The sequence below is a fragment of the Herbaspirillum sp. RV1423 genome (assembly GCF_000577615.1).
Lineage (GTDB): Bacteria > Pseudomonadota > Gammaproteobacteria > Burkholderiales > Burkholderiaceae_D > Herbaspirillum.
Map to the genome: position 1 here is coordinate 1 of NZ_CBXX010000050.1, position 20,568 is coordinate 20,568.

At 62.5% G+C, this 20,568-nt stretch carries 21 protein-coding genes and 1 pseudogene; 19 read left to right on the plus strand and 3 right to left on the minus strand.

The window, feature by feature from the left end; translation table 11 throughout:
- On the plus strand, nt 1-428 hold a 428-nt coding region (locus RV1423_RS26040; RefSeq protein ID WP_034303377.1), incomplete at its 5' end, for a RadC family protein.
- A 94-nt stretch (nt 429-522) separates the two neighbouring features.
- Here the strand turns inward: RV1423_RS26040 and RV1423_RS26045 are convergent.
- Nucleotides 523-1,140, minus strand: a complete 618-nt coding sequence (locus RV1423_RS26045) for a hypothetical protein (RefSeq protein ID WP_155835305.1) — start codon at nt 1,138-1,140, stop codon at nt 523-525.
- Here RV1423_RS26045 and RV1423_RS29445 point away from each other — a divergent pair.
- Nucleotides 1,129-1,962 carry a DNA-binding protein gene (locus RV1423_RS29445; protein ID WP_155835306.1) on the plus strand — a complete coding sequence of 278 codons (834 nt, stop codon included), beginning with the start codon at nt 1,129-1,131 and terminating at the stop codon, nt 1,960-1,962. The two genes, RV1423_RS26045 and RV1423_RS29445, sit on opposite strands and share 12 nt — an antisense overlap.
- Nucleotides 1,963-2,069: 107 nt before the next feature.
- The gene (locus tag RV1423_RS26055; protein ID WP_034303381.1) at nt 2,070-5,030 is read left to right on the plus strand and encodes a Tn3 family transposase; all 2,961 of its coding nucleotides are present in this window, start codon (nt 2,070-2,072) and stop codon (nt 5,028-5,030) included.
- 8 nt (nt 5,031-5,038) lie between these two features.
- Here the strand turns inward: RV1423_RS26055 and RV1423_RS28800 are convergent, their stop codons facing one another.
- On the minus strand, nt 5,039-5,611 hold the full coding sequence (locus RV1423_RS28800; RefSeq protein ID WP_051516974.1) for a hypothetical protein: 573 nt from the start codon (nt 5,609-5,611) through the stop codon (nt 5,039-5,041).
- Between the two features lie 69 nt (nt 5,612-5,680).
- Between RV1423_RS28800 and RV1423_RS26065 the strand changes: the two genes are divergently transcribed.
- The 3 genes from RV1423_RS26065 (at nt 5,681) to RV1423_RS26075 (ending at nt 7,183) form a co-directional block, all read left to right on the plus strand.
- Nucleotides 5,681-6,016 (plus strand): energy transducer TonB, encoded by a 336-nt coding sequence (locus RV1423_RS26065; RefSeq protein ID WP_197035011.1) that lies wholly within the window; start codon nt 5,681-5,683, stop codon nt 6,014-6,016.
- Nucleotides 6,017-6,284: 268 nt separating this feature from the next.
- Complete coding sequence (locus RV1423_RS26070; RefSeq protein WP_034303385.1) at nt 6,285-6,608, plus strand: hypothetical protein; 324 nt, start codon at nt 6,285-6,287, stop codon at nt 6,606-6,608.
- Between the two features lie 305 nt (nt 6,609-6,913).
- Nucleotides 6,914-7,183 carry a hypothetical protein gene (locus tag RV1423_RS26075; RefSeq protein ID WP_034303387.1) on the plus strand — a complete coding sequence of 90 codons (270 nt, stop codon included), beginning with the start codon at nt 6,914-6,916 and terminating at the stop codon, nt 7,181-7,183.
- On the opposite strand, the gene RV1423_RS26080 is transcribed toward RV1423_RS26075, so the two are convergent.
- Entirely contained in the window at nt 7,184-7,438 is a 255-nt protein-coding gene (locus tag RV1423_RS26080) for a hypothetical protein (RefSeq protein WP_034303389.1), read from the minus strand.
- A gap of 155 nt (nt 7,439-7,593) precedes the next feature.
- Between RV1423_RS26080 and RV1423_RS28805 the strand changes: the two genes are divergently transcribed.
- From RV1423_RS28805 to RV1423_RS26140, 13 genes and pseudogenes are all read left to right on the plus strand, one after another.
- A complete protein-coding gene (locus RV1423_RS28805) occupies nt 7,594-8,295 on the plus strand; it encodes a hypothetical protein (protein ID WP_155835307.1) in 702 nt (233 codons plus the stop codon).
- A 57-nt stretch (nt 8,296-8,352) separates the two neighbouring features.
- Nucleotides 8,353-8,508 carry a hypothetical protein gene (locus RV1423_RS30185; RefSeq protein ID WP_155835308.1) on the plus strand — a complete coding sequence of 52 codons (156 nt, stop codon included), beginning with the start codon at nt 8,353-8,355 and terminating at the stop codon, nt 8,506-8,508.
- Between the two features lie 31 nt (nt 8,509-8,539).
- The gene (locus RV1423_RS30190; protein ID WP_155835309.1) at nt 8,540-8,704 is read left to right on the plus strand and encodes a hypothetical protein; all 165 of its coding nucleotides are present in this window, start codon (nt 8,540-8,542) and stop codon (nt 8,702-8,704) included.
- A 984-nt stretch (nt 8,705-9,688) separates the two neighbouring features.
- A pseudogene (locus RV1423_RS30720) lies at nt 9,689-10,204 on the plus strand (YqaJ viral recombinase family protein); the annotation flags it as partial.
- A 275-nt stretch (nt 10,205-10,479) separates the two neighbouring features.
- On the plus strand, nt 10,480-11,601 hold the full coding sequence (locus RV1423_RS26100) for a glycoside hydrolase family 88 protein (RefSeq protein ID WP_034303392.1): 1,122 nt from the start codon (nt 10,480-10,482) through the stop codon (nt 11,599-11,601).
- Nucleotides 11,602-11,634: 33 nt separating this feature from the next.
- Nucleotides 11,635-12,075, plus strand: coding sequence for a MaoC/PaaZ C-terminal domain-containing protein (locus tag RV1423_RS26105; RefSeq protein WP_034303394.1), 441 nt, complete (start codon nt 11,635-11,637; stop codon nt 12,073-12,075).
- Nucleotides 12,076-12,119: 44 nt separating this feature from the next.
- Nucleotides 12,120-13,688, plus strand: coding sequence for an acyl CoA:acetate/3-ketoacid CoA transferase (locus RV1423_RS26110; protein WP_034303429.1), 1,569 nt, complete (start codon nt 12,120-12,122; stop codon nt 13,686-13,688).
- Between the two features lie 72 nt (nt 13,689-13,760).
- Nucleotides 13,761-14,888, plus strand: coding sequence for an iron-containing alcohol dehydrogenase (locus RV1423_RS26115; protein ID WP_034303396.1), 1,128 nt, complete (start codon nt 13,761-13,763; stop codon nt 14,886-14,888).
- 15 nt (nt 14,889-14,903) lie between these two features.
- Nucleotides 14,904-16,049: an acyl-CoA dehydrogenase family protein gene (locus tag RV1423_RS26120; RefSeq protein ID WP_034303398.1), complete on the plus strand. Its 1,146-nt coding sequence runs from the start codon at nt 14,904-14,906 to the stop codon at nt 16,047-16,049.
- Nucleotides 16,050-16,080: 31 nt separating this feature from the next.
- The gene (locus RV1423_RS26125; protein ID WP_034303400.1) at nt 16,081-17,745 is read left to right on the plus strand and encodes an acyl-CoA synthetase; all 1,665 of its coding nucleotides are present in this window, start codon (nt 16,081-16,083) and stop codon (nt 17,743-17,745) included.
- Nucleotides 17,746-17,774: 29 nt separating this feature from the next.
- A complete protein-coding gene (locus RV1423_RS26130; protein ID WP_034303402.1) occupies nt 17,775-18,545 on the plus strand; it encodes an ABC transporter ATP-binding protein in 771 nt (256 codons plus the stop codon).
- The gene (locus RV1423_RS26135; protein ID WP_034303405.1) at nt 18,545-19,255 is read left to right on the plus strand and encodes an ABC transporter ATP-binding protein; all 711 of its coding nucleotides are present in this window, start codon (nt 18,545-18,547) and stop codon (nt 19,253-19,255) included. Before RV1423_RS26130 ends, RV1423_RS26135 begins: the two co-directional genes overlap by 1 nt.
- Nucleotides 19,256-19,292: 37 nt before the next feature.
- Nucleotides 19,293-20,507 carry an ABC transporter substrate-binding protein gene (locus RV1423_RS26140; RefSeq protein ID WP_034303406.1) on the plus strand — a complete coding sequence of 405 codons (1,215 nt, stop codon included), beginning with the start codon at nt 19,293-19,295 and terminating at the stop codon, nt 20,505-20,507.
- The last annotated feature ends 61 nt before the right edge of the window (nt 20,508-20,568 follow it).

Consider the following 20,568-nt stretch of genomic DNA (forward strand, 5'->3'; position numbering starts at 1 on the left):
CGGTGATCGCCGATGCCCTTTCGATCCTGGCGCGCAGGATCAAGAAGGTAGACGTCGCCGCCAGTTCGCCCAATGCAATCAAGACTTACCTGATTTGCCGCTTCGGCCGGCACGAACAGGAAGTGTTTTCAATCCTGTGGCTGGACGTGAAAAATCGCCTGATCGAACATGAAATTCTCTTTTACGGCACGTTGACGCACTGCTCCGTGTACCCGCGCGAAATCGTCAAATCAGGCTTGCGTGTGAATGCGGCCGGTTCCGTGCTCGTGCATAACCACCCGAGTGGCGAACCCACGCCTAGCGAGTCAGACCATTTGCTCACCAAGGCCATCGGCAGCGCGCTCGGGCTTGTCGACATTCGCGTGCTCGACCATATCATTGTCGCTGGCACGCGCACCCATTCGTTTGCAGAACACGGCCAAATCTGACGAGACCCGCCGTGAAGGCGGGTTCTAAAAAAGACCGGCGGCCGCGGCCGCCGGGTTGGCGCCGCAGCACGTCCACAATGCGTGCGCCGGGCCCTCACGCGCCCGAGGCGGCCCCCCTGAGTTCGGCAGCTTCCTCCACGGCCGCGCGTTCACTCGCGCGCGCCTGGGTCAGATCGCTCTTGAGCGATGCGATGGTGCGATCGGCCAGCTCCAGCCGCGCAGTGCCTGCCTCCACCGCCACCCGGGTCGTCGTTAGATCGGCCGCCTGGCGCCGCTCGCGCTCCGCGCCGGCCTCCAGCTGCGCTTCCAGCGCCTCGATCCTGGCTTTGTCCTCGGCCACGCGCGCGTCCAGGCTGTCTTTGTGCGCCGCGCCCACGGCGGCCGCTCGCTCGGCCGCGATGCGGGCCTGGCGTTCGCCGTCGCATTCCGCGCGCGCCGCTGCCAGATCCGCCTGGAGGCGCGGCATCGCTTCGAGCCTCAGTTGCGCCTTGGCCAGCTCGGTGTGCGCGCGTTCGGCGTCGCCACGGAGGCGCGCCGCTTCCTCTTGCACTGCCGCCAGCTCGCGCTCTAGCTGGTCAAAGCGGCCCTGCAGCGAAGCGGCGGAGTCGGTCAGTTCACTGACCTCTTCCTCGCGTTGCTCGATCAGTTCAGCCTGCGCCTGGTTTTCGCGGGCCAGATCGGCAAGAGCACGATCGCGCCAATGCTTAAACAATGGAAGGCGCAGCACGAAGGCGAGGTCGCGGCGGCGGGCGCGGGCGTGCCGGCCGATCTGCTAGAGGCGATCAAGGGCGTCTACGACCGGGTGCAGGTAGGCGCGCAGGTTCAGGTCGAGCAGCTGCGCATTGAGCACCAGCTGGCGGCACATAAAGTCGCACAAGCGGCGGAGGCGCTGCGCGAAGAGGTGCGCCAGCTTGGCATAGAGCGCGAAGCCCTGAAAGCCGAACTGCACAGCGTAATGGCGGCGTTCGCGCGCGAGCAGGCTGCCCGGCATCAAGATGCGGTGGCGATCGCCGCCCTGGAATCAGAAAAGGCGGGGCAGGCCCAGCGCCTGGCCGACCGCACGGCCGAGGTCCGGGAGCTGGCGGACCAGCTGGCGCAGGCGCGGCGCCAGTTCGAGCACTTCCAGGAGGCGAGCGCGGCCCAGCGGCAGGATGACAAGCACGTCTACGAAACGCGGATTGCCCGCGCCGAACAGGAGGCGGCCACGCTGCGCGCCAACTTCCAGGACGGCCGCGAGGCGCTGGCCGTGCTGCGGAGCGAGAAGGCCCAGCTGGAACACACATTGCACGAGCAGCGAGACGCGGCCAGGGAGCAAGCCCGCAAGCTGTACGAGGCCACGGAAGGACTGACGGCGACGCGCGAGTTAGCTAGCAGCAGGCAGTTTGAACTGGAAATGGTGGTGGAACGCCTGGAGCATGCCCACCAGGCGAATGAGCGGCTGGAGGCTCGCGTTAGCGAGCTGGAGGGCGAGAACGCGGATTTGAAAAAGAAACCCGCCGCAGCCAGTCCGAAAACACGGAAGACAAAAACGTAAAGCGCTTTACCTTTTTAAATTTAATGGGTTCGAATGATGCGAACCATTGTCAGGGCGATCCTTCTACCGGCGCACCACACAAACCTTTCAGCGAAGGATCGGACCGAATGCCGCGCCGCTCACTGCTGTCCGATACCGAACGCGACAGCTTATTGGTATTGCCACAAAGTCAGGATGATTTGATTCAGCAATACAGCTTCACGGATGCCGACCTGGCGTTGATCCGGCAGCGGCGCGGGGCAGCGAATCGCCTTGGGTTTGCGGTCCAGATGTGCCTGTTGCGCTATCCCGGCTACGCGCTTGCCAGCGACACCGCGCTGCCGGATTCGGTGTTGCACTGGATCGCCAAGCAGGTGCGCAGCGACGCCGGCGCCTGGCCGGAATACGGCGAGCGGGAGAAGACGCGCAACGAACACCTGCACGAGCTGCGCGCCTACCTGGGACTGTCAGTCTTCGGCCTGCCGGACTTCCGCAAGCTGGTGGACAGCCTGGCCGACCTCGCTATGCAGACCGACAAGGCGATGGTCCTCGCCGCGCATTCCCTTGAAACGCTGCGCCAGAAGCGCATCATCCTGCCGGCGCTCACTGTCATCGAGCGGGCCTGCGCCGAGGCCGTGACGCGGGCCAACCGGCGCATTTACCGCGCGCTGATCGATCCGCTGGAGCGGCACCACAAGCGCTCGCTTGACAACCTGCTCAACGTGGCGCCTGACATGAGCATCACCTGGCTTGTGTGGCTGCGCCAGTCTCCGCTCAAGCCCAATTCCCGCTACATGCGCGAACACATCGAAAGGCTCAAGGTGTTTCAGTCTCTGGCACTGCCGGAGGGGCTTGGCCGCCAGATCCACCAGAATCGCCTGCTGAAGATGGCGCGCGAGGGTGCGCAGATGACGCCGCGCGACCTGGCGAAGTTCGAGGATGAGCGGCGCTATGCGGCACTGGCGGCGCTGGCCATCGAAGGCATGGCCACCGTGACGGACGAACTGGTCGACCTGCACGACCGCATCATGATCAAGCTGTTCAGCGCGGCCAAGAACAAGCATCAGCAGGACTTCCAGAAGCAGGGCAAGGCCATCAACGACAAGGTGCGCCTGTACAGCCGAATCGGGCGCGCGCTGGTCGAGGCCAAGGAATCCGGCATGGACCCGTATGCCGCGATCGAGGCCGTGCTGCCGTGGACAGACTTCACGCAAAGCGTGACCGAGGCGGCAGAACTGGCCCAGCCCGAGACGTTCGACCACCTGCACCTGGTGGGAGAGCAGTACAGCACCCTGCGGCGCTATACGCCTGAGTTCCTCGATGTGCTTCGGCTTAAAGCTGCGCCGGCGGCGCAAGCGGTGCTGGACGCGATCGACGTCCTGCGCGAGATGAACATGACCGGGGCGCGCAAGGTGCCGGACGATGCGCCGATCGCGTTCGTGAAGGCGCGGTGGAAGCCCCTGGTCATCACCGACGACGGTCTTGACCGCCGCTTCTACGAGATTTGCGTCTTGTCGGAGCTGAAGAATTCGTTGCGGTCGGGCGACATCTGGGTGCAGGGTTCGCGCCAGTTCCGGGACTTCGAGGAATACCTGCTACCCACGGAAAAGTTGGGGGCGATGAAATCAGCGCGCGAGCTGCCGATCGCGGTCAACCAGGACTGCGACCAGTACCTGCACGACCGCTTGCTCTTGCTCGAACAGCAACTGGCCACCGCCAACCGGCTCGCGCTGACGAACGAACTGCCCAATGCGATCATTACTGAGACAGGACTGAGGATCATCCCACAGGACGCCGTGGTGCCGGACGAGGCCCAGGCGCTGATTGACTTCGCCAGCGGCATGCTTCCCCGGATCAAGATCACCGAACTGCTGATGGACGTGGACGACTGGACCGGTTTCACGCGCCACTTTGTCCATCTTAAGAGCGGGGAGCAGGCCAAGGACCGGACGTTCCTCATGTCCGCGATCCTGGCCGACGCCATCAACCTCGGCCTGACCAAGATGGCGGAATCGAGTCCCGGCGCCACTTACGCGAAACTGTCCTGGTTGCAGGCCTGGCACATCCGGGACGAAACCTATTCGGCCGGCCTGGCTGAACTGGTCAACGCCCAGTTCAAGCACGCCTTCGCTGCGCACTGGGGCGACGGCACAACGTCGTCGTCGGACGGCCAGCGCTTCCGCGCGGGCGGCCGGGCCGAGAGCACGGGCCACATCAACCCCAAGTACGGCGCCGAGCCCGGCAAGCTGTTCTACACCCATATTTCCGATCAGTACGCGCCGTTCAGCACCAGAGTGGTCAACGTCGGCGTGCGCGACTCGACCTATGTGCTCGACGGCCTGCTGTACCACGAATCGGACCTTCGCATTGAGGAGCACTATACCGACACCGCCGGCTTCACCGACCACGTGTTCGCGCTAATGCACCTGCTGGGTTTCCGCTTCGCGCCGCGCATCCGCGATCTGGGAGACACCAAGCTGTACGTGCCGGCCAAAGTGGGCGATCACCCCGCCTTGCGCTCGATGATCGGTGGCAGCCTGAACGTCAAGCACCTGCGCGCACACTGGGACGACGTGCTGCGCTTGGCCGCCTCGATCAAGCACGGCACCGTCACAGCGTCGCTCATGCTGCGCAAGTTAGGCAGCTACCCGCGCCAGAACGGCCTGGCGATCGCGCTGCGCGAGCTGGGGCGGATCGAGCGCACGCTGTTTATCCTGGACTGGCTCCAGAACGTCGAGCTGCGCCGACGCGTACACGCCGGTTTGAACAAAGGCGAAGCGCGCAATGCGCTGGCCAGGGCGGTATTCATCCACCGGCTGGGCGAGATCCGCGACAGGTCGTTTGAGCAGCAGCGGTACCGCGCCAGCGGCCTGAATTTGGTGACGGCCGCAATCGTACTGTGGAACACGGTCTACCTGGAGCGGGCGACGCAGGCCTTACGTGAGAAAGGCAAGTTGCCAGACGACGGTATGCTGCAATTTTTGTCACCGCTGGGCTGGGAGCACATCAACCTGACCGGGGACTATGTGTGGCGCCAGCAGCGTATAGCCGAAGGCGGGTTCAGGGAGCTGCGCAAGCCCCAAGAGTAGGAAATATTCTAGAAAAGGGAAGATTCAGTTCGCGGCTGCGTGAATCGATTCCCCCGCCCCTCACGCAAGATTCTTAGCTTCTCTAAATAAACCAAGCCCTGCCAGCCTGGTGTGGCCAGATTGAGCCCTGGGTATTGCCGGCGGCAGTTTTCCAGGGCAGGCGACTGAGCATTGCGTTCTTCGTCACGCAGCGCATCCGAGGCGCCTCTGATAATTCGTGCAGCTTCCTCGCGCTCTCGCTGTTCTTCTTGTCTAGCGCGTAAATCCAGTGCTCGGGCATGCTCCAGTTGAAGCCGCTGTACCTCCAGCATGGCAATGAAGCGTTCAGTGTTTTCGGCTAGTAGCTGACGCTCGGCGTCGGTAAGAAGCTGGCCAGCGCTTGATCCATAAACGGGCACCGCCCCGGTGTCATAGGAGCCGTATAGGAGCTTGAAGCACTCGGAGCCGAGGACGGTGAACCGCCCATTCTCCCGCACGATGTGGATGCGTTTGTACACGCTGTGGCGACAGCCGTCGCGCTGACAAATTATCCGATCTCCTTTGTCTACCTCGACTACTGCCATCAGCTGCGCGTTCGACATCTTTTATTTTTCCAAGCAAAGACCGCCCCCGGTCATAAATGTCGACTATACAGTATAGGGTCAGGGCGTTTGCAAGTCGACTGCGCGGAATGGTTTGCGGGCGATATGCTCGGCCAAATCGCCTTAGCGCCCGATTTTTTCCGTTTTCCCTATTCGCCCCCACTTGAGCGCAAAACAAGCGCCTTCTGGGAAATCAACGAGAAGGGAGGCTTTGTCGATCTGGCGCTCTTGATTGCCGAGGATGGCCGGGTCGCTGACTCCAAGATCGTCAAGTCATCTGGGTATCGAGAGGTCGACAAGTCCGCTGTTATTACTTTGGCAAACTGTACCTTCGCCACCGATGACGTCAGCGGATCCGGAAAGCGCTGGATCAACATCAGATACGACATGCCGCCAATCTCCTGATATTGGCGCATCCGCAGGTGAGCGCGGTTGCGTACAGACCGCGTCATTTCGGAGATCGTGGAAGTACCAAAAATGTCAACCCCGTCCTCCGCCTGAAATGGACACGGTGTCTAAACTAAAAGCCTCGTAGGTGTCTGATTTCGCTCCCATTACGCTGCGAGATTTGCAAAAACGGGGGCAGATTCTTGCAAACAGATAGTAGCCGTTTTAGAAAGGGCTCCTTGTGAGGCGGAGCCCGATGCATAATTGCACGACGTCTAGGATACGAATGAACATCGGAGATTTCAAGCGCGCGGCGGCAGACGCCGGTATCGACCTTGCGAGCTTCGCGCCAGAGCTTGTGCTGGGCCGGACGCCGAACGATTGGGTTGTGTACGTGGCGGCGTCGAACGCTTGGGCGTTTGAACTGCCGATCAGTCTGGAGCACGGCAAGGTGGTCGAGGTCGCAGACGCCATTGTGCGTTGGGACGTTGCGATGGCCGAACACTTGTCGATCCCGCGCGAAGTCGGGGCCACGGTGCGTTGGGCGGCCGCGCTGATGAAACCATGTGTGCTTAAGGAAGTTATCGACAGCGCATATGGGACCGCCTGAAGCAAAGTATTCCCCATATAAAGCTTCTGCGTGACGTAGGCGGCTTCTGTGTGCTTTGAAATACGATTCGCGCGAAATGGACTTGGAAGTAAATCTGTCACGAAAAACGCAACGCCACACAAACTACCAGCGCTACACCAACAGCATGCTGGACTTCCAAGGGAAGTTGCTGTACATTAACGCTGTCGGCCACCGGCATTTTTGTACCCCTCCGCGATCCCTTCTCTATGTCTCCATAGACAAGTGACGCCCTCGTCACTGACTCCTTTTCTAACCCGCTATGCGGAATTTACTAGGAGTAGTGCATGAAAACCATCTTGACCCAATCTGCAATTCAAGCCCACCAGGCCATCCTGGCGCAACCTCAAGACGGACAGCAGCGTTACTCCTTATATCCCGTGCATGAGCTCGAGTTTTGGACACGCGTGTTTGCCTTCGCGAAAAGCCCCGTCACCGCCCAGCAAGTGCTGGACGAAATCGGCGAAATTGAAAACGAGCCGTGCATCGAAAATGATCGTGTCTTCCGCAACGTGCAGCAAGCACGGAAGATGGCACGACTCGCTCTGCTGAACTGATCAGTGCAGCTCGAGCACTAAGCATTTGGCGACAGGAACCTGGGAACCCAGGGTCTTGTCGGCCATTGCCAACGCCATGTTGGCGACGTCCACAAATCCCTGTGCACGTGCTTCCGGACTTGTCTCGCGCATCGTGCTGCTGAACAGGTTGACCAGATTTTCCTCCGTTGGGCTATCAGGATCGCTGATGCCACCCGCCTCCCGTAAAAAATTCTCAAACGCTTCGTCTGGCAGGTTGTTCAAATCTGTGGTCATGTAGTTCCCTCAAGTAATAATTCCCCCATTGTAGGCGCCAGTGAGCGCCGCGCAAGTCGCCTTTTCCCTCCCTCACGTATCTGCCCTGCGCAAGCGCAGATCCTTCACAGGACACCTCTTTCTATTGCCGCCCCGCGGCATTTACTGGAGGTTCTATGCACTTAACAAACCCGGTCGTCTTGCTAAAGCCGGCTGTGGTCATCCAGCTGAACATTTTCGGCGGCGCTGACGAAATTCCTGTCAACTCGCCCAAAGCCAGCAGGGCAACGCCACCTGGTCCGGCGCCCCTGCACGACGCTCCTGCGCCGGCGGTTAAAGCTGGCAAACCCGTCGATCCCGTACCAACTGGACTGGAAACCCAGCCCAAGCCAACCCCCACTGCACCCGCGAAAGCGGTCGGTCCCGACCGCGAGCTGCTCGTCGATCCTGATGAACCGATCTCGGTCGATTTGGAGGCCGTCGAGGCGAGCGACACGCCGGAGACTATTTTAGCGAAGCGGATGTTCCTGCGAATGATGTGGGACATTGAAGGCAAATCAGAAGACGTCGAACCCGACCTGTTTGGTCAAACTTCGATCGCCAGCGACAAGGCAAGTCAAGCCGATCTCAACCGTCTCGATGCCTTGATCTGGCTGTACAGCCTGAACCCGGACGGCGGCCTCGTCACTATCGAATGGGTGTGCGACGTGCTGGGTTTCGACCCGCACCGCGTTCGCCGCATCGTCGGACGGAGCCTTCGCAAGGAGCTCAAGCGCCTGGTACACCTGCTGTCCACGATCGTCGGCGCGCAACACGCCCAGGCGTGCGAAGAGAAGATCTCTGACTATCTCGACATTTCCAACTGGAGTCTCAACTGAGCAGAGCATTGCGCTTCGCGGTCGACCTCCCCAAAACAACCTACCTGAAAGTTTTCCATGAACCATCTCGCGTCGCTTTTTTCGCAGGCGCCCGGCCTGGCCACTTCCTTCAACGACATTTTCAACGACAAGACCACGCTTCCTGCTGCTCCGCCGAAACCGGCTGCGCTGCCAGATCCACAGTCCCCTCCATCCAACACCCCTGGCGACTAGCCACGGTATCCCATCTCAACGAGGCCACACAATGCAAGCATACGGACACAAACGTACCTACCGCGTCGACGCCGACGCTTTCCGCTCGCTCCAGCAAGAGCCGCGCAAGCAGGCGCCGAAAGGCTGCGACAACGCCCGGCGCAAAGCCGCACGGCAGGAAGCTCGCTCGGACATCAAGACCGCGATTTTCCACTGATTCGCTCACCAACCAGTTCTACAGCCGCCCCTCTCCGGGGCGGCGTCTCACCGAACCGTTCATCAGTGCCCTCGGCATTGGTGAGCCACAGCGCTCTACCCATTTAAACGCCGAGCTTCGGCATATTTGGGAGAATCTATGTTGAAAATCCTGCACGCCTCGGACCTGCATTACTCTCCGGGCAACCTGGTTGAAGCGGATAAATGCTTCGGCCACGCAGTTGAACAAGCAATCGCCAACAACGTCGGGCTCGCGATGCTGACCGGCGACCTGACGGACCACGCACTGGACGGCCACTCGCCAGCACTGCTGGCGCTGGCAAAGCGAATCAAACAATTGGCGGATCATTGCCCGGTGTTCATGCTGCAGGGCACCTTCTCGCATGAGCCGGTGGGTCTGCTCAAGATGCTGGAGATGATCGGTGCGCGTCATCCAATCATCGTCTCCGACAAGATTGGCATGATCGGCCTGTCGGAAGGGAAGTGGATTGAATACGACCCGACCTACAGCGACGTCAAATACGACCTGGTCATCACCAGCGTGCCGACTGTGAACAAGGCTGAACTGGCCCTCGTCGTGGGTGCCGACAATGCAAGTGTCGAAATGGGCAATCACCTCGCCGCGCTTCTCGGGCTGTTCGGACCAGCTAATGCTGCGCTGCGCCGGCAAGGGGTTCCCACCGTACTTGCCAGTCACGGCACCGTCGATGGATCGCTCAATGAATCGGGCGTGCCAATGGCAGGCCTCGATCACGAGTTTTCGCTCGGTGCGCTGTTCTCAGCCAACACGAGCGCGACGATGCTCGGCCACATTCACATGCACCAGCAATGGACGCGTGAGCATGAAGGGAGGGTGCAAAGGATCGCATATCCCGGCTCGGTCGGGCGCTACCACTACGGGGAATTGGGCGAGAAGTATTGCCTGATCTGGGAGGTCTCAGCCGATACGGCCGACTTCACTCCGGTGCAGACGCCGTCCAAGCGGATGATCGAAATCGCGTTCGAGGGTGTGCCCAGTCTGGACGAGCTGGCCACCATAGCGGAGCAATGCCGCGGTGCGTTTGTTCGGGTGGCCGCGCACTACACAAGGCGTTAAGGCAATCGGGTAAGACGTGTCAACGCAGTTCTCCAGCATCCTGACCCAAACAATGCGTGGATGCTGGCGAACCTGGACTACACGGTCGTTGGCGCAGACGACGTACAGATCTTGGAATGCAAGACCGCTGGCGAGTTCGGCTCGCGTCTATGGCGTGACGGCGTTCCAGAGTATGTGCAGTGCCAAGTCCATCACCAGCTCGCCGTGACTGGCAAAACCACGGCGGATGTTTGCGTGCTGGTGTGTGGACAGGAAATCAGCATTCGTCGAATCGAACGCGACGATGCCCTGATCGCCCGCCTGATCGAGCTGGAACGGAAATTCTGGAGTTACGTGGAAAGTGATACGCCACCGCCTGCGGACGGTTCCGATTCCGCCGCCATGGCGTTGCAGTGCCTGTACCCGATATGCACGGCGATTAATGCAATAGCCTTTCAAAGCAGTCATTCGGCCGCGTGGGCGAAAGGCAGCGAAGCTGAATCCACGATCCGAACCATGCGGCCGGTGCGCCACCAGGTGACCGCATATACCGGCCAATGCGGTCAATTTCATCATACCCAAAAGATACCGAACCGCGGCAAACAAGATATTGGACTGACACCACCTCAACTCTTACCATGGTTTCACACCTGCACAGACAGGCAAGCCGCCACGACGGCTCAAACTCAGGAGACGAGAAAATGCATAAAGCGGATTTGGATCGGGCAGTCGCCCGTATCCTGCAAAGAATAGACACGACCCTGGCCCAGCCAGGTGCCGGCTTTCCGCACTACGCGGACCCGGCAGATGGTATCTGGCAGCGCAGCCCGGCAGGCGACTGGACCGGCGGCTTCTGGTGCGGCCTGCTGTGGCTCGCGGCCTTGCGTACCGGAGAGGCACGCTACCGCGACAGCGCCCGCGAGTGGGCCGCCCTGCTGGCGCCGCGCGCCGAATCCAAGTCGGTATTCAAAGGTTTCCTGTTCTGGTACGGCGCCGGCCTCGGCGTGGAGTTTTTTAACGATCCGCTAGCGCAGCAGCTGTGCGAGAGCGGCATGCGCGGCCTGGTCGACATGTATAACCCGGCGGCCGGTTTGATCCCGCTTGGCTCCGAGGCGGAGGAAGCCTCCGATACCGGTTCGAACGAAGCCAACATCGATGCGCTGCCCGGCACCACCGCGCTGCTGCTTGGCGAAGGGCCCGGCTCCGACGCCTACCGCATTGGCCTGTCGCACGTCAAACAACATATCGCCCTGTGCGTGCGCGACAACGGCTCGGTATGCCAGTCGGCGTCGTTCGATCCGCAGAATGGCAGCCTGACCCGGCGCTACACGCACAAGGGATTTCATTCCGATAGCACGTGGGCGAGGGCGCAAGCCTGGTGCATGGTCAGCCTGGCCCAGGCCATCGAGCGTGGCGCTGACGAGCTCGCTCCGGTGGCCATGCTGGTGAGCGACTGGTGGCTTGCGCACGTGCCGGTCGACCACGTCGCCTATTGGGACTTCGATGACACCGCCATCCCCGACACCAACCGCGACACTTCGGCGACGGCGATTGCCGCCGCCAGCCTGCTGAAGCTGTCCCGCCTAATACCGGAGCGCCGCTCCGCCTACCAGCAGGCCGCCGAAGCGACCGTGGCCACCCTCACGGCGCAGTATCTGACGCCGGTGACGGATGCGGATACACGCCAGCCCGGAATCTTGACGCAAGGTTGCTTCAACAAGCGCAACGGAGTGGCGACCGAACACGAGCTTATCTGGGGCGACTACTTCCTGTTGGAAGCTTTGATGGGCCTGTCCGGCGACCTGGCACCCGAAAAAATCTGAGCGGCAGCCGCCGCAACCTTGAAAGGAAACAACATGGCATTCCAGAAGGAAGTTCATGAAGGCCCCGTCTCGTCCCTGATCGGCACTGAAGTCAGCTACACGCGCACCGTGGGCGAGTATGACGTGTACGCGTTCGGCGGCATCACGGGGGACGTTCATCCGAACCATACGGACGAAGTCTACGCACAAAAGCACGGCCTCGGCGGCCGGGTCGCGCAAGGCTCGATGATGGTCGGCTACATCTCGGGCGCGGTCACCAAATACCTCGACATGGTCGGCCGTCCCGCGGTCTCGTACGGTTACGACCGCACCCGCTTCGTGCGCCCGGTCCACATTGGCGACACCTTGCTGGTGTCGTACCGGATCGTGCGCGCCGACGATGCAAAAAAACGCTTGTGGGCCGATGCCACGCTGACCAACCAGCACGGCGATACGGTGTGCGTATCGACCCACATCATCCACTTTCAGATTTGACCGGCGGCAGCGGCTGTTCCGACCCACTTTTTTCGAAAATCGATATGAGCAAAATATGCACCGCGAACGAAGCCGTCTCGCTGATCCGCTCCGGCCAGAGCGTTGCCTGCGCCGGTGTGATCGGCTGGCTGACGCCGGACCACCTGCTGAAGGCGCTGGGCCAGCGCTTTGACGAGACCAGCGAACCGCGCGACCTGACGTTTTATTTTCCGGTCAGTACCGGCGACGCGCTCGGCATCCGCGGCATGGATCACGTGGCCAAAGAGGGCTTGATGAAACGTGTCGTCTCCGGCAATTTCATCAACACGCTCGACCCGGCCACCGGCAAGCGGCCGGAGATGATGCGGCTGATCCGCGACGACCTGGTCGAGGCGTATTGCTGGCCGATCGGTGCGACCATGCACTGGCTGCGGGAAGTGGCGCGCCACAGCCCTGGATATTTCACCAAGGTTGGCCTGGGCTGCTACATCGACCCACGCCAGCAGGGCGGCAAGTACACGCCGCGCGCGCAGGATGAGCTGGTGCAGGTCATCGAGCTCGATGGCGAAGAATACCTGTACTACCCGACCTGGCCGCTCGACGTCGGCATCATCCGCGCCACCAGTGCGGACGAACACGGCAACCTCAGCTTCGAAGACGAGCCGCTGCTGTCATCCGCGCTGGCGCTGGCGCTGGCGGTCAAGGCCAGCGGCGGGACGGTGATTGCGCAAGTGCGCAAGATCGTGCCGCGCTCCTCCCGGCCGGTGCATTCGGTGCGCATTCCTGGCGACCTGGTCGACCGGGTGGTGGTGGCGACGGAACAGATGATGACGACCGGCATACGCTACGACGACGCCTTTCTCGGCGGCCAGCTGTTCGACGGCGAGCCGCGGGTGCGCATGCCGCTCGACGCCGACAAGATCATTGCGCGCCGCGCCGCCGCCGAGATCCGGCCTGGCGTCGTCACGATTTTCGGATTCGGCGCGTCCTCCGACATCCCGGGCGTGATGACCGAGCGCGGCGACTTCAGGGACAACGGCCTGCAGCGCTACAACTTCACGACCGAGCACGGTCCGTTCGGCGGCCTGGTGATGGGGGGCTGGGAATTTTCCGCCAACCGCTACCCGGAAGCGCTGATCGACGGTCCCTCGCAGTTCGACTTCATCGACGGCGGCAACTGCAGCACCGCGGCGCTGGCGTTCGCCGAGTTCGACCGCGCCGGCAACGTCAACGTGAGCCGCTTCGGCAGCGCCAACCCGGGACCCGGCGGCTTCATCGACATCGCCCACAACGCCAGGGAGCTGATCTTCACCGGCACCTTCACCACCGGGGGCCTGCAGATCAGGGTGGTCGACGGCAAGCTCGAGATCGTACAGGAAGGCCGGGTCAGGAAGTTTGTCGAGTCGGTGCGCGAAATCACCTATCCGCTCGGCGCCAACCTCCTGCGTCGCGGCCAGAAAGCCAGGATCTGCACCGAGCGCGCCGTGTTCCTGGTCGAACCTGACGGCCTGGTGCTGACCGAGATCGCGCCCGGCATCGACCTGCAGACGCAAGTGCTCGACCTGATGAATTTTCAACCGGTACGCATCGCCGAGCCGCTGCTGCAGATGGACCCGTCGCTGTTTATGGAGTAAGCGGCAAAGGGAGTAAGCAGCAAAGGGAGTAAGCGGCAAAGCTCCGGTCAAACCCACTTTACAGAGGAAGATATGGCAACCATTAATTACCTGACTACCATCGAGTTCGACGCCGGCGCGCGCAGGGTGCTGCCGGCCGAACTGAAACGGCTGAAAATCGAACGCCCCTTGATCGTCACCGACAAAGGCGTGCGCGCCGCCGGTCTGCTGGACATGGTGACCGCCGCATTGGGCGCGGTTCAATTCGTCGTGTACGACGACACGCCGTCCAATCCAACCGAAGATGCCGTCGACCAGGCCACCGAGTTGTATCTGAGTTCGGGCGCCGACGGCATCGTCGCCCTCGGTGGCGGATCGGCGATCGACCTGGCCAAGGCGGTGGCGCTGCTGGCAACCCATCCGCGTCCGCTGCAGCAGTATGCGGCGGTGGAGGGCGGCTCGGCCAAAATCACCAGCGCGGTGGCGCCGCTGATCGCGATTCCGACCACCGCCGGCACCGGCAGCGAGGTCGGGCGCGGCAGTGTGATCGTGATGAAGGCCGGCCGCAAACTCGGCCTGCTCAGCCCCTTCCTGCTGCCGAAGCTGGCGATCTGCGACCCTGAGCTGACGATCGGGCTGCCCGCCGGCCTGACGGCGGCCACCGGCATGGATGCGGTCGCCCATTGCATCGAAACCTATCTCGCTCCGTCCATCAATCCGCCGGCCGAGGCGATTGCCCTCGATGGCCTGCGGCGCGCCGTCAAGCATATCGAGCGCGCCACCAGGGACGGCAAGGACAGTGAAGCGCGCTGGAACATGCTGATGGCCGCCACCGAAGGCGCGCTGGCGTTCCAGAAGGGCCTGGGCGCGGTGCATGCCTTGTCGCATCCGCTGGGCGCGGTGCCGGGGCTGTCGCTGCACCACGGCACGCTCAATGCGATCCTGTTGCCCGCGGTGATGCGCTTCAACGCGTCCGTCGTCGGCGACAAGATGCAGGTGCTGGCGCAGGCCTGCGGCCTGCCGGCGGACGGCGACGCAGCCGCCTTCATCGCCGACCTGAACGTGCGCCTCGGCTTGCCGCAAAAGCTCAGCCAGATCGGCATGCAGCGCGACATGCTGGCACCGATCGCCGAACTGGCCCTGAAGGACCACTGCCATCTCACCAATCCGCGCCTGCCCACCCGCGAGGATTATCTGCAAATCCTGGAAGACTCCTTTTAAACAGAGAGGCACGCTATGCCGCATTGGAAAAACCAACAGCATGACATGGTGCGCGAATCGGTTCGCCGCTTCGCCGAAAAGGAAATCGCACCGCTTTCCGAAAAACTGTGGGAAGAGCAGGCGTTTCCCTATTCGGTCTGGAAGCAGGCCGGCGAACTCGGCTTGATCGGCTTGCCCTATCCGGAAGCATACGGCGGCGGCGGTGGCGAGTGGCAGGCTTTCGCCATCGTGCTGGAAGAAATCGCCCGCGTCGACTGCGCGGTCGCGGTGTCCATCATGGCCAATTCGACGGTCGCAAGCCTGCTTGCCAACTTCGGCTCGGAACAGCAGAAGCAGCGCTACCTGGCGCCGATCCTGTCGGGCGAGCAGGTCGCCTGCATCGCGCTGACCGAGCCGAACGCCGGTTCCGACACCGCGAATATCCAGACCCGCGCAAGGCTGGTGGACGGTAATTGGGTGATCAACGGCTCGAAAACCTTCATCAGCAATTCCGGTACCGAGATCACCGGGCCGATCGTGATCGCGGCGGTCACCGAGACCCGCGCCGACGGCAAGAACGAGATCTCGAATTTTATCGTTCCGAGCGGCGTGGCCGGCTTCAGCCTGGGGCGCAAGCTAAACAAGATCGGCTGGCGCGCATCGACGACCTATGAACTGTTCTTCGACGACTGCGTGATCCCCGCCGAAAACCTGCTGGGCGAGCAGGGCGCCGGCCTGCGCCAGACGCTGGCGCAGATCAGCACCGGGCGCATCCTGATCGGCTCGCTGGCGCTGGGCATCCTGCAAGGATCGCTCGAGCGTTCGGTCAGTTACATGAAAGACCGCAAGGCGTTCGGCAAGACACTGGTCAGCTTCCAGTCGCTGCAGTTCAAGGTGGCCGACATGGCGACCCATGCCCACGCGGCGCGCCTGATGCTGTACGACGCGGCCGCGCTGAAGGATATGGGTCAGCCGTTCGACCGCCAGGCCTCGATGGGCAAGCTGTTCGCCACCGAAAAGGCGATGGAGGCGGCGCACCAGGCGGTGCAGATCCACGGCGGCAACGGCATCATGGCCGAGTATCCGGTCGCGCGTGCCTTCGGCGACGCCAAGGTGCTCGAGATCGTCGAGGGCACCTCTGAAATCCAGCGCATCATCATTTCAAGAGGAGTGCTGCGCTAGGTCGCCAGCCAAGCCACGCCACGCTTTCAACATGCAGACCAATCACTACGACGAGCGCCTGGGCCGCAACCAGGCGAATTTCGTTCCCCTGTCCCCCGTCTCGTTTATCGCGCGCACCGCCGCGGTCTATCCGCAGCGCGCCGCGATCATCTACGGCAGCCGCAGCTACAACTGGCGCGACTGCTACCAGCGCTGCGCGCAACTGGCGGGGGCGCTGCGTCGGCGCGGCATCGGGCCTGGCGACACGGTGGCCGTGATGGCCGCCAACACGCCGGAGATGCTCGAGGCGCATTTCGGCGTGCCGATGGCGGGCGCGGTGCTCAACACGCTCAATACCAGGCTCGATGCGCCCACCATCGCCTTCATGCTGGGGCATGCCGAGGCCAGGGTGCTGATCACCGACACTGAATTTGCGCCCCTGGTGGAAGCGGCGCTGGCGCTGATGGACGCCAGGCCGCTGGTGATCGATATCGACGACGCACAAGGGCCGGGCGGTAAGCGCCTCGGCAGCATCGACTACGAAGCGTTCATCGCCTCCGGCGCGCCGCAGGCGGCGCAGCAGGCCGATGCGCATGAGCCGCTCGACGAATGGCAGGCGATCTGCCTGAACTACACCTCGGGCACCACCGGCAATCCCAAGGGCGTGATCTACCATCACCGCGGCGCCTACCTGACTGCGGTCTCCAACATGATCGACTGGCAAATGGCGCGCCATGCCGTGTTCCTGTGGACCTTGCCGCTGTTTCACTGCAACGGCTGGGGATTTGCCTGGACCCTCGCGCTCAATGCCGGCACCAGTATCTGCATGCGCCGTTTCGACGCCGATGCGGTGCTCGCCGCGATTGCCGGACATCGCGTCACCCATTACTGCGGGGCGCCGACGATCCACGCCATGCTGGCCGAGGCGGCCCTGCGCCAGGACAGGCGCTTCGACCATCCGGTCAACGCCCTGATCGGCGGCGCGCCGGCGCCGCTTCCCGTGATCGAAGCATTGCAGCGCAGCGGCATCGAGGTCACCCAGATCTATGGCCTGACCGAGGTGTACGGCCCGTCGGTCGTGTGCGCGCCCCAGGATGGCTGGGATGCGCTCGAACCGGCCGCGGCGGCGCAGCTGAAATCGCGGCAGGGAGTGCGTTACAGCGCGCAGGAAGCGGTGCGCGTGCTCGATCCGGACACCATGCTGCCGGTGCCGGCCGACGGCGTCACCGTGGGCGAGGTGATGTTCCGCGGGAATATGACGATGAAGGGCTACCTGAAGAACCGCGCCGCGACCGACGAGGCATTCGCCGGCGGATGGTTCCATTCAGGCGACCTGGCGGTGCTGCAGCCTGACGGCTACCTGAAGATCCGCGACCGCTCCAAGGACGTGATCATTTCCGGCGGAGAGAACATCAACTCGCTCGAAATCGAAGATGCGCTGTACCGCCATCCGGCAGTGCGCACCGCCGCGGTGGTGGCCCAGCCCGACCTGAAATGGGGCGAGACGCCGTGCGCTTTCGTCGAACTGCATGCCGGCGCACAGGCTGGCGCGGCCGAGCTGAGTGCGCATTGCAGGCAGCACCTGGCGCATTTCAAGGTGCCCAGGACCATTTTGATCGGCCCGATCGCCAAGACCTCGACCGGCAAAGTCCAGAAGTACCAATTGCGCGAACTGGCGCGCCAGATGAGCGGCAGCACAGCGGAAAGCGCGCCATGAGCGCAAAACCTATCACGGAGACACTGACAATGACGGCAATGGTACTGGAAGCAATCGGCTTGACGCGCGATTTCAAGGGCTTCACGGCGGTCGACCATGTCGACCTCAGGGTGCAGCGCGGGCACATCCATGCCCTGATCGGTCCGAATGGCGCCGGCAAGACAACCTGCTTCAATCTGTTGACAAAATTCCTGGTGCCGAGCAGCGGCCAAATCCTGTTCAATGGACGCGACATCACCGCGGCGACGCCCTCGCAGATCGCACGGCAGGGGGTGATTCGTTCGTTCCAGATTTCCGCGGTGTTCGCGCACCTGACGGTGCTGGAAAATGTGCGGATCGGCCTGCAGCGCGCGCTCGGCACCTCGTTCCGCTTCTGGCAGAGCGAGCGCGCACTGGCCAGGCTGAACGAACGGGCGATGGAACTGCTGGCGCAGGTCGACCTCGACCGTTTCGCCGACAGCATCGCCGCCGACCTCCCGTATGGCAGGAAGCGCGCGCTGGAAATCGCCACCACGCTGGGCATGGAGCCGGAGCTGATGCTGCTCGATGAGCCGACCCAGGGCATGGGACACGAAGACGTGCACCGGGTTACCGAACTGATCAAGAAAATCTCGGCCGGCCGCACCATCCTCATGGTGGAGCACAACATGAGCGTGGTAGCGGGCATCTGCGACCGCATTTCGGTACTGCAGCGCGGTGCCATGCTGGCGGAAGGGACCTACGCCGAGGTGTCCGCCAATCCGCAGGTGATGGCAGCCTACATGGGCACCAGCGCGGGCGAACTGGAAGGGGCGCACTGATGGCCGCGCCTGCGCTTGAAATCAGTGGCTTGCGCGCCTGGTATGGCGAGTCGCACATCCTGCACGACGTCAGCATGGTGGTGCAGCCGGGCGAGGTGGTGACCCTGTTGGGCCGCAACGGTTCCGGGCGCACCACCACTCTGCGCGCAATCATGGGCCTGACCGGCGCGCGCACCGGCTCGATCAGGATTAACGGGGTGGAGGCGCTCGATCTGCCGACCCACCGGATCGCCCACCTGGGCGTCGGCTATTGCCCGGAGGAGCGCGGCATCTTTTCCTCCTTGTCCACCGAGGAAAACCTGATGCTGCCGCCGCCGGTGTCGGCCACCGATAGCGGCATGTCGGTCGAGGAGGTGTATGCGCTGTTCCCGAATTTGAAGGAACGCCGCACCAGCCAGGGCACGCGCCTGTCGGGCGGCGAGCAGCAGATGCTGGCGGTGGCGCGGATTCTGCGCACCGGCGCGCGCCTGCTGCTGCTCGACGAAATATCCGAAGGGCTGGCCCCGGTCATCGTGCAGGCGCTGGGACGGATGATCGAAGCGCTGAGAGCGCGCGGTTACACGATTGTGATGGTTGAACAGAATTTCCGCTTCGCCGCGCCTCTGGCGGACCGGTTTTACGTGATGGAGCACGGCCAGATCGTCGAGACTTTCGCCGCATCCGAATTGGCTGCAAAGACGCCGGTGCTGCATGAATTGTTAGGTGTGTAGTGAAGTACTTAACGAGTGCAATTCAACAGGAGACGCTATGAAAACTAAAATAAGCAGCACCTTGGCCGTGGTATCGGCTTTTACTTTGGCCGCAGCCGGCGCGCCTGCCCAGGCCCAGGTTTCGGGTAACGTCGTGAAGGTCGGCATGATCACCGATATGTCCGGGGTTTATGCCGATATCGATGGGCCGGGCGGCGCCGAAGCGGTCAGGATGGCGATCGCCGACTTCGGTGCCGCGCTGCCGGGCAAGAAGATCGAGTTCATCGTGGCCGATCACCAGAACAAGGCCGATACCGGCGCCAGCAAGGCGCGCGAATGGTTCGACCAGCAGGGCGTCGACATGATCATCGGCGGCAGCAACTCGTCGGTCAACCTGGCGATCGCCAAGATCGCGCTGGAGAAGAAGAAAGTCTTCATCTCGATCGGCTCGGCTTCGTCGCGCCTGACCAACGAAGACTGCTCGCCCTACACCGTGCACTATGTGTACGACACGGTTGCGCTGGCCAAGGGCACCGGCGGCGCCATCGTCAAACAGGGCGGCAAGGCCTGGTACTTCCTGACCGCCGATTATGCCTTTGGCACATCGCTGGAAAACGATACGGCCGCGGTGGTCAAGGCCAGCGGCGGCACGGTGCTCGGCTCCGTCAAGCATCCCTTGTCGGCATCGGATTTCTCGTCGTTCCTGCTGCAGGCGCAAGCTTCCAAGGCGCAGATTCTCGGCCTGGCCAACGCCGGCGGCGACGCCATCAATGCGATCAAGGCGGCCAACGAATTCGGCGTGACCAAGACCATGAAGCTGGCCGGCATGCTGATGTTCATCACCGACGTGCATTCGCTCGGACTGCCAATGACACAGGGGATGTTCCTCACCGAAGGCTGGTACTGGGACATGAACGACGACACCCGCAAGTGGGGCCGGCGCTATTTCGCCAAGATGAAGAAGATGCCGACGATGCTGCAGGCCGGCGACTATTCGGCGACCCTGCATTACCTGAACGCGGTCAAGGCGATCGGCAGCGACGACGCCGACAAGACCATGGCGCAGATGAAGAAGACCCCGGTCAACGACATGTTCGCCAAGGGCGGCGTGATCCGTCCCGATGGGCGCATGGTGCATGACATGTACCTGATGCAGGTGAAGACCCCGGCCGAATCGAAGTATGCCTGGGATTACTACAAGGTGATCCAGACCATTCCCGGCGACCAGGCGTATACGGCGAAGGCTGATTCCAGGTGCGTGCTGTGGAAGTAAGGTAGTTCGGGCCCGGCGGCGGCAGGCGCGCCGCCGGGCGCCTCAGTGAATATATATAAGC

Excerpts from the sequence above, each read along its gene's own strand:
- RV1423_RS29445 (WP_155835306.1), top strand. The coding sequence starts at position 1,129 with ATGCTTAAACAATGGAAGGCGCAGCACGAAGGCGAGGTCGCGGCGGCG.
- RV1423_RS26055 (WP_034303381.1), top strand. The coding sequence starts at position 2,070 with ATGCCGCGCCGCTCACTGCTGTCCGATACCGAACGCGACAGCTTATTG.
- RV1423_RS28800 (WP_051516974.1), bottom strand. The coding sequence starts at position 5,611 with ATGTCGAACGCGCAGCTGATGGCAGTAGTCGAGGTAGACAAAGGAGAT.
- RV1423_RS26070 (WP_034303385.1), top strand. The coding sequence starts at position 6,285 with ATGAACATCGGAGATTTCAAGCGCGCGGCGGCAGACGCCGGTATCGAC.
- RV1423_RS26075 (WP_034303387.1), top strand. The coding sequence starts at position 6,914 with ATGAAAACCATCTTGACCCAATCTGCAATTCAAGCCCACCAGGCCATC.
- RV1423_RS26080 (WP_034303389.1), bottom strand. The coding sequence starts at position 7,438 with ATGACCACAGATTTGAACAACCTGCCAGACGAAGCGTTTGAGAATTTT.
- RV1423_RS28805 (WP_155835307.1), top strand. The coding sequence starts at position 7,594 with ATGCACTTAACAAACCCGGTCGTCTTGCTAAAGCCGGCTGTGGTCATC.
- RV1423_RS30185 (WP_155835308.1), top strand. The coding sequence starts at position 8,353 with ATGAACCATCTCGCGTCGCTTTTTTCGCAGGCGCCCGGCCTGGCCACT.
- RV1423_RS30190 (WP_155835309.1), top strand. The coding sequence starts at position 8,540 with ATGCAAGCATACGGACACAAACGTACCTACCGCGTCGACGCCGACGCT.
- RV1423_RS26100 (WP_034303392.1), top strand. The coding sequence starts at position 10,480 with ATGCATAAAGCGGATTTGGATCGGGCAGTCGCCCGTATCCTGCAAAGA.
- RV1423_RS26105 (WP_034303394.1), top strand. The coding sequence starts at position 11,635 with ATGGCATTCCAGAAGGAAGTTCATGAAGGCCCCGTCTCGTCCCTGATC.
- RV1423_RS26110 (WP_034303429.1), top strand. The coding sequence starts at position 12,120 with ATGAGCAAAATATGCACCGCGAACGAAGCCGTCTCGCTGATCCGCTCC.
- RV1423_RS26115 (WP_034303396.1), top strand. The coding sequence starts at position 13,761 with ATGGCAACCATTAATTACCTGACTACCATCGAGTTCGACGCCGGCGCG.
- RV1423_RS26120 (WP_034303398.1), top strand. The coding sequence starts at position 14,904 with ATGCCGCATTGGAAAAACCAACAGCATGACATGGTGCGCGAATCGGTT.
- RV1423_RS26125 (WP_034303400.1), top strand. The coding sequence starts at position 16,081 with ATGCAGACCAATCACTACGACGAGCGCCTGGGCCGCAACCAGGCGAAT.
- RV1423_RS26130 (WP_034303402.1), top strand. The coding sequence starts at position 17,775 with ATGACGGCAATGGTACTGGAAGCAATCGGCTTGACGCGCGATTTCAAG.
- RV1423_RS26135 (WP_034303405.1), top strand. The coding sequence starts at position 18,545 with ATGGCCGCGCCTGCGCTTGAAATCAGTGGCTTGCGCGCCTGGTATGGC.
- RV1423_RS26140 (WP_034303406.1), top strand. The coding sequence starts at position 19,293 with ATGAAAACTAAAATAAGCAGCACCTTGGCCGTGGTATCGGCTTTTACT.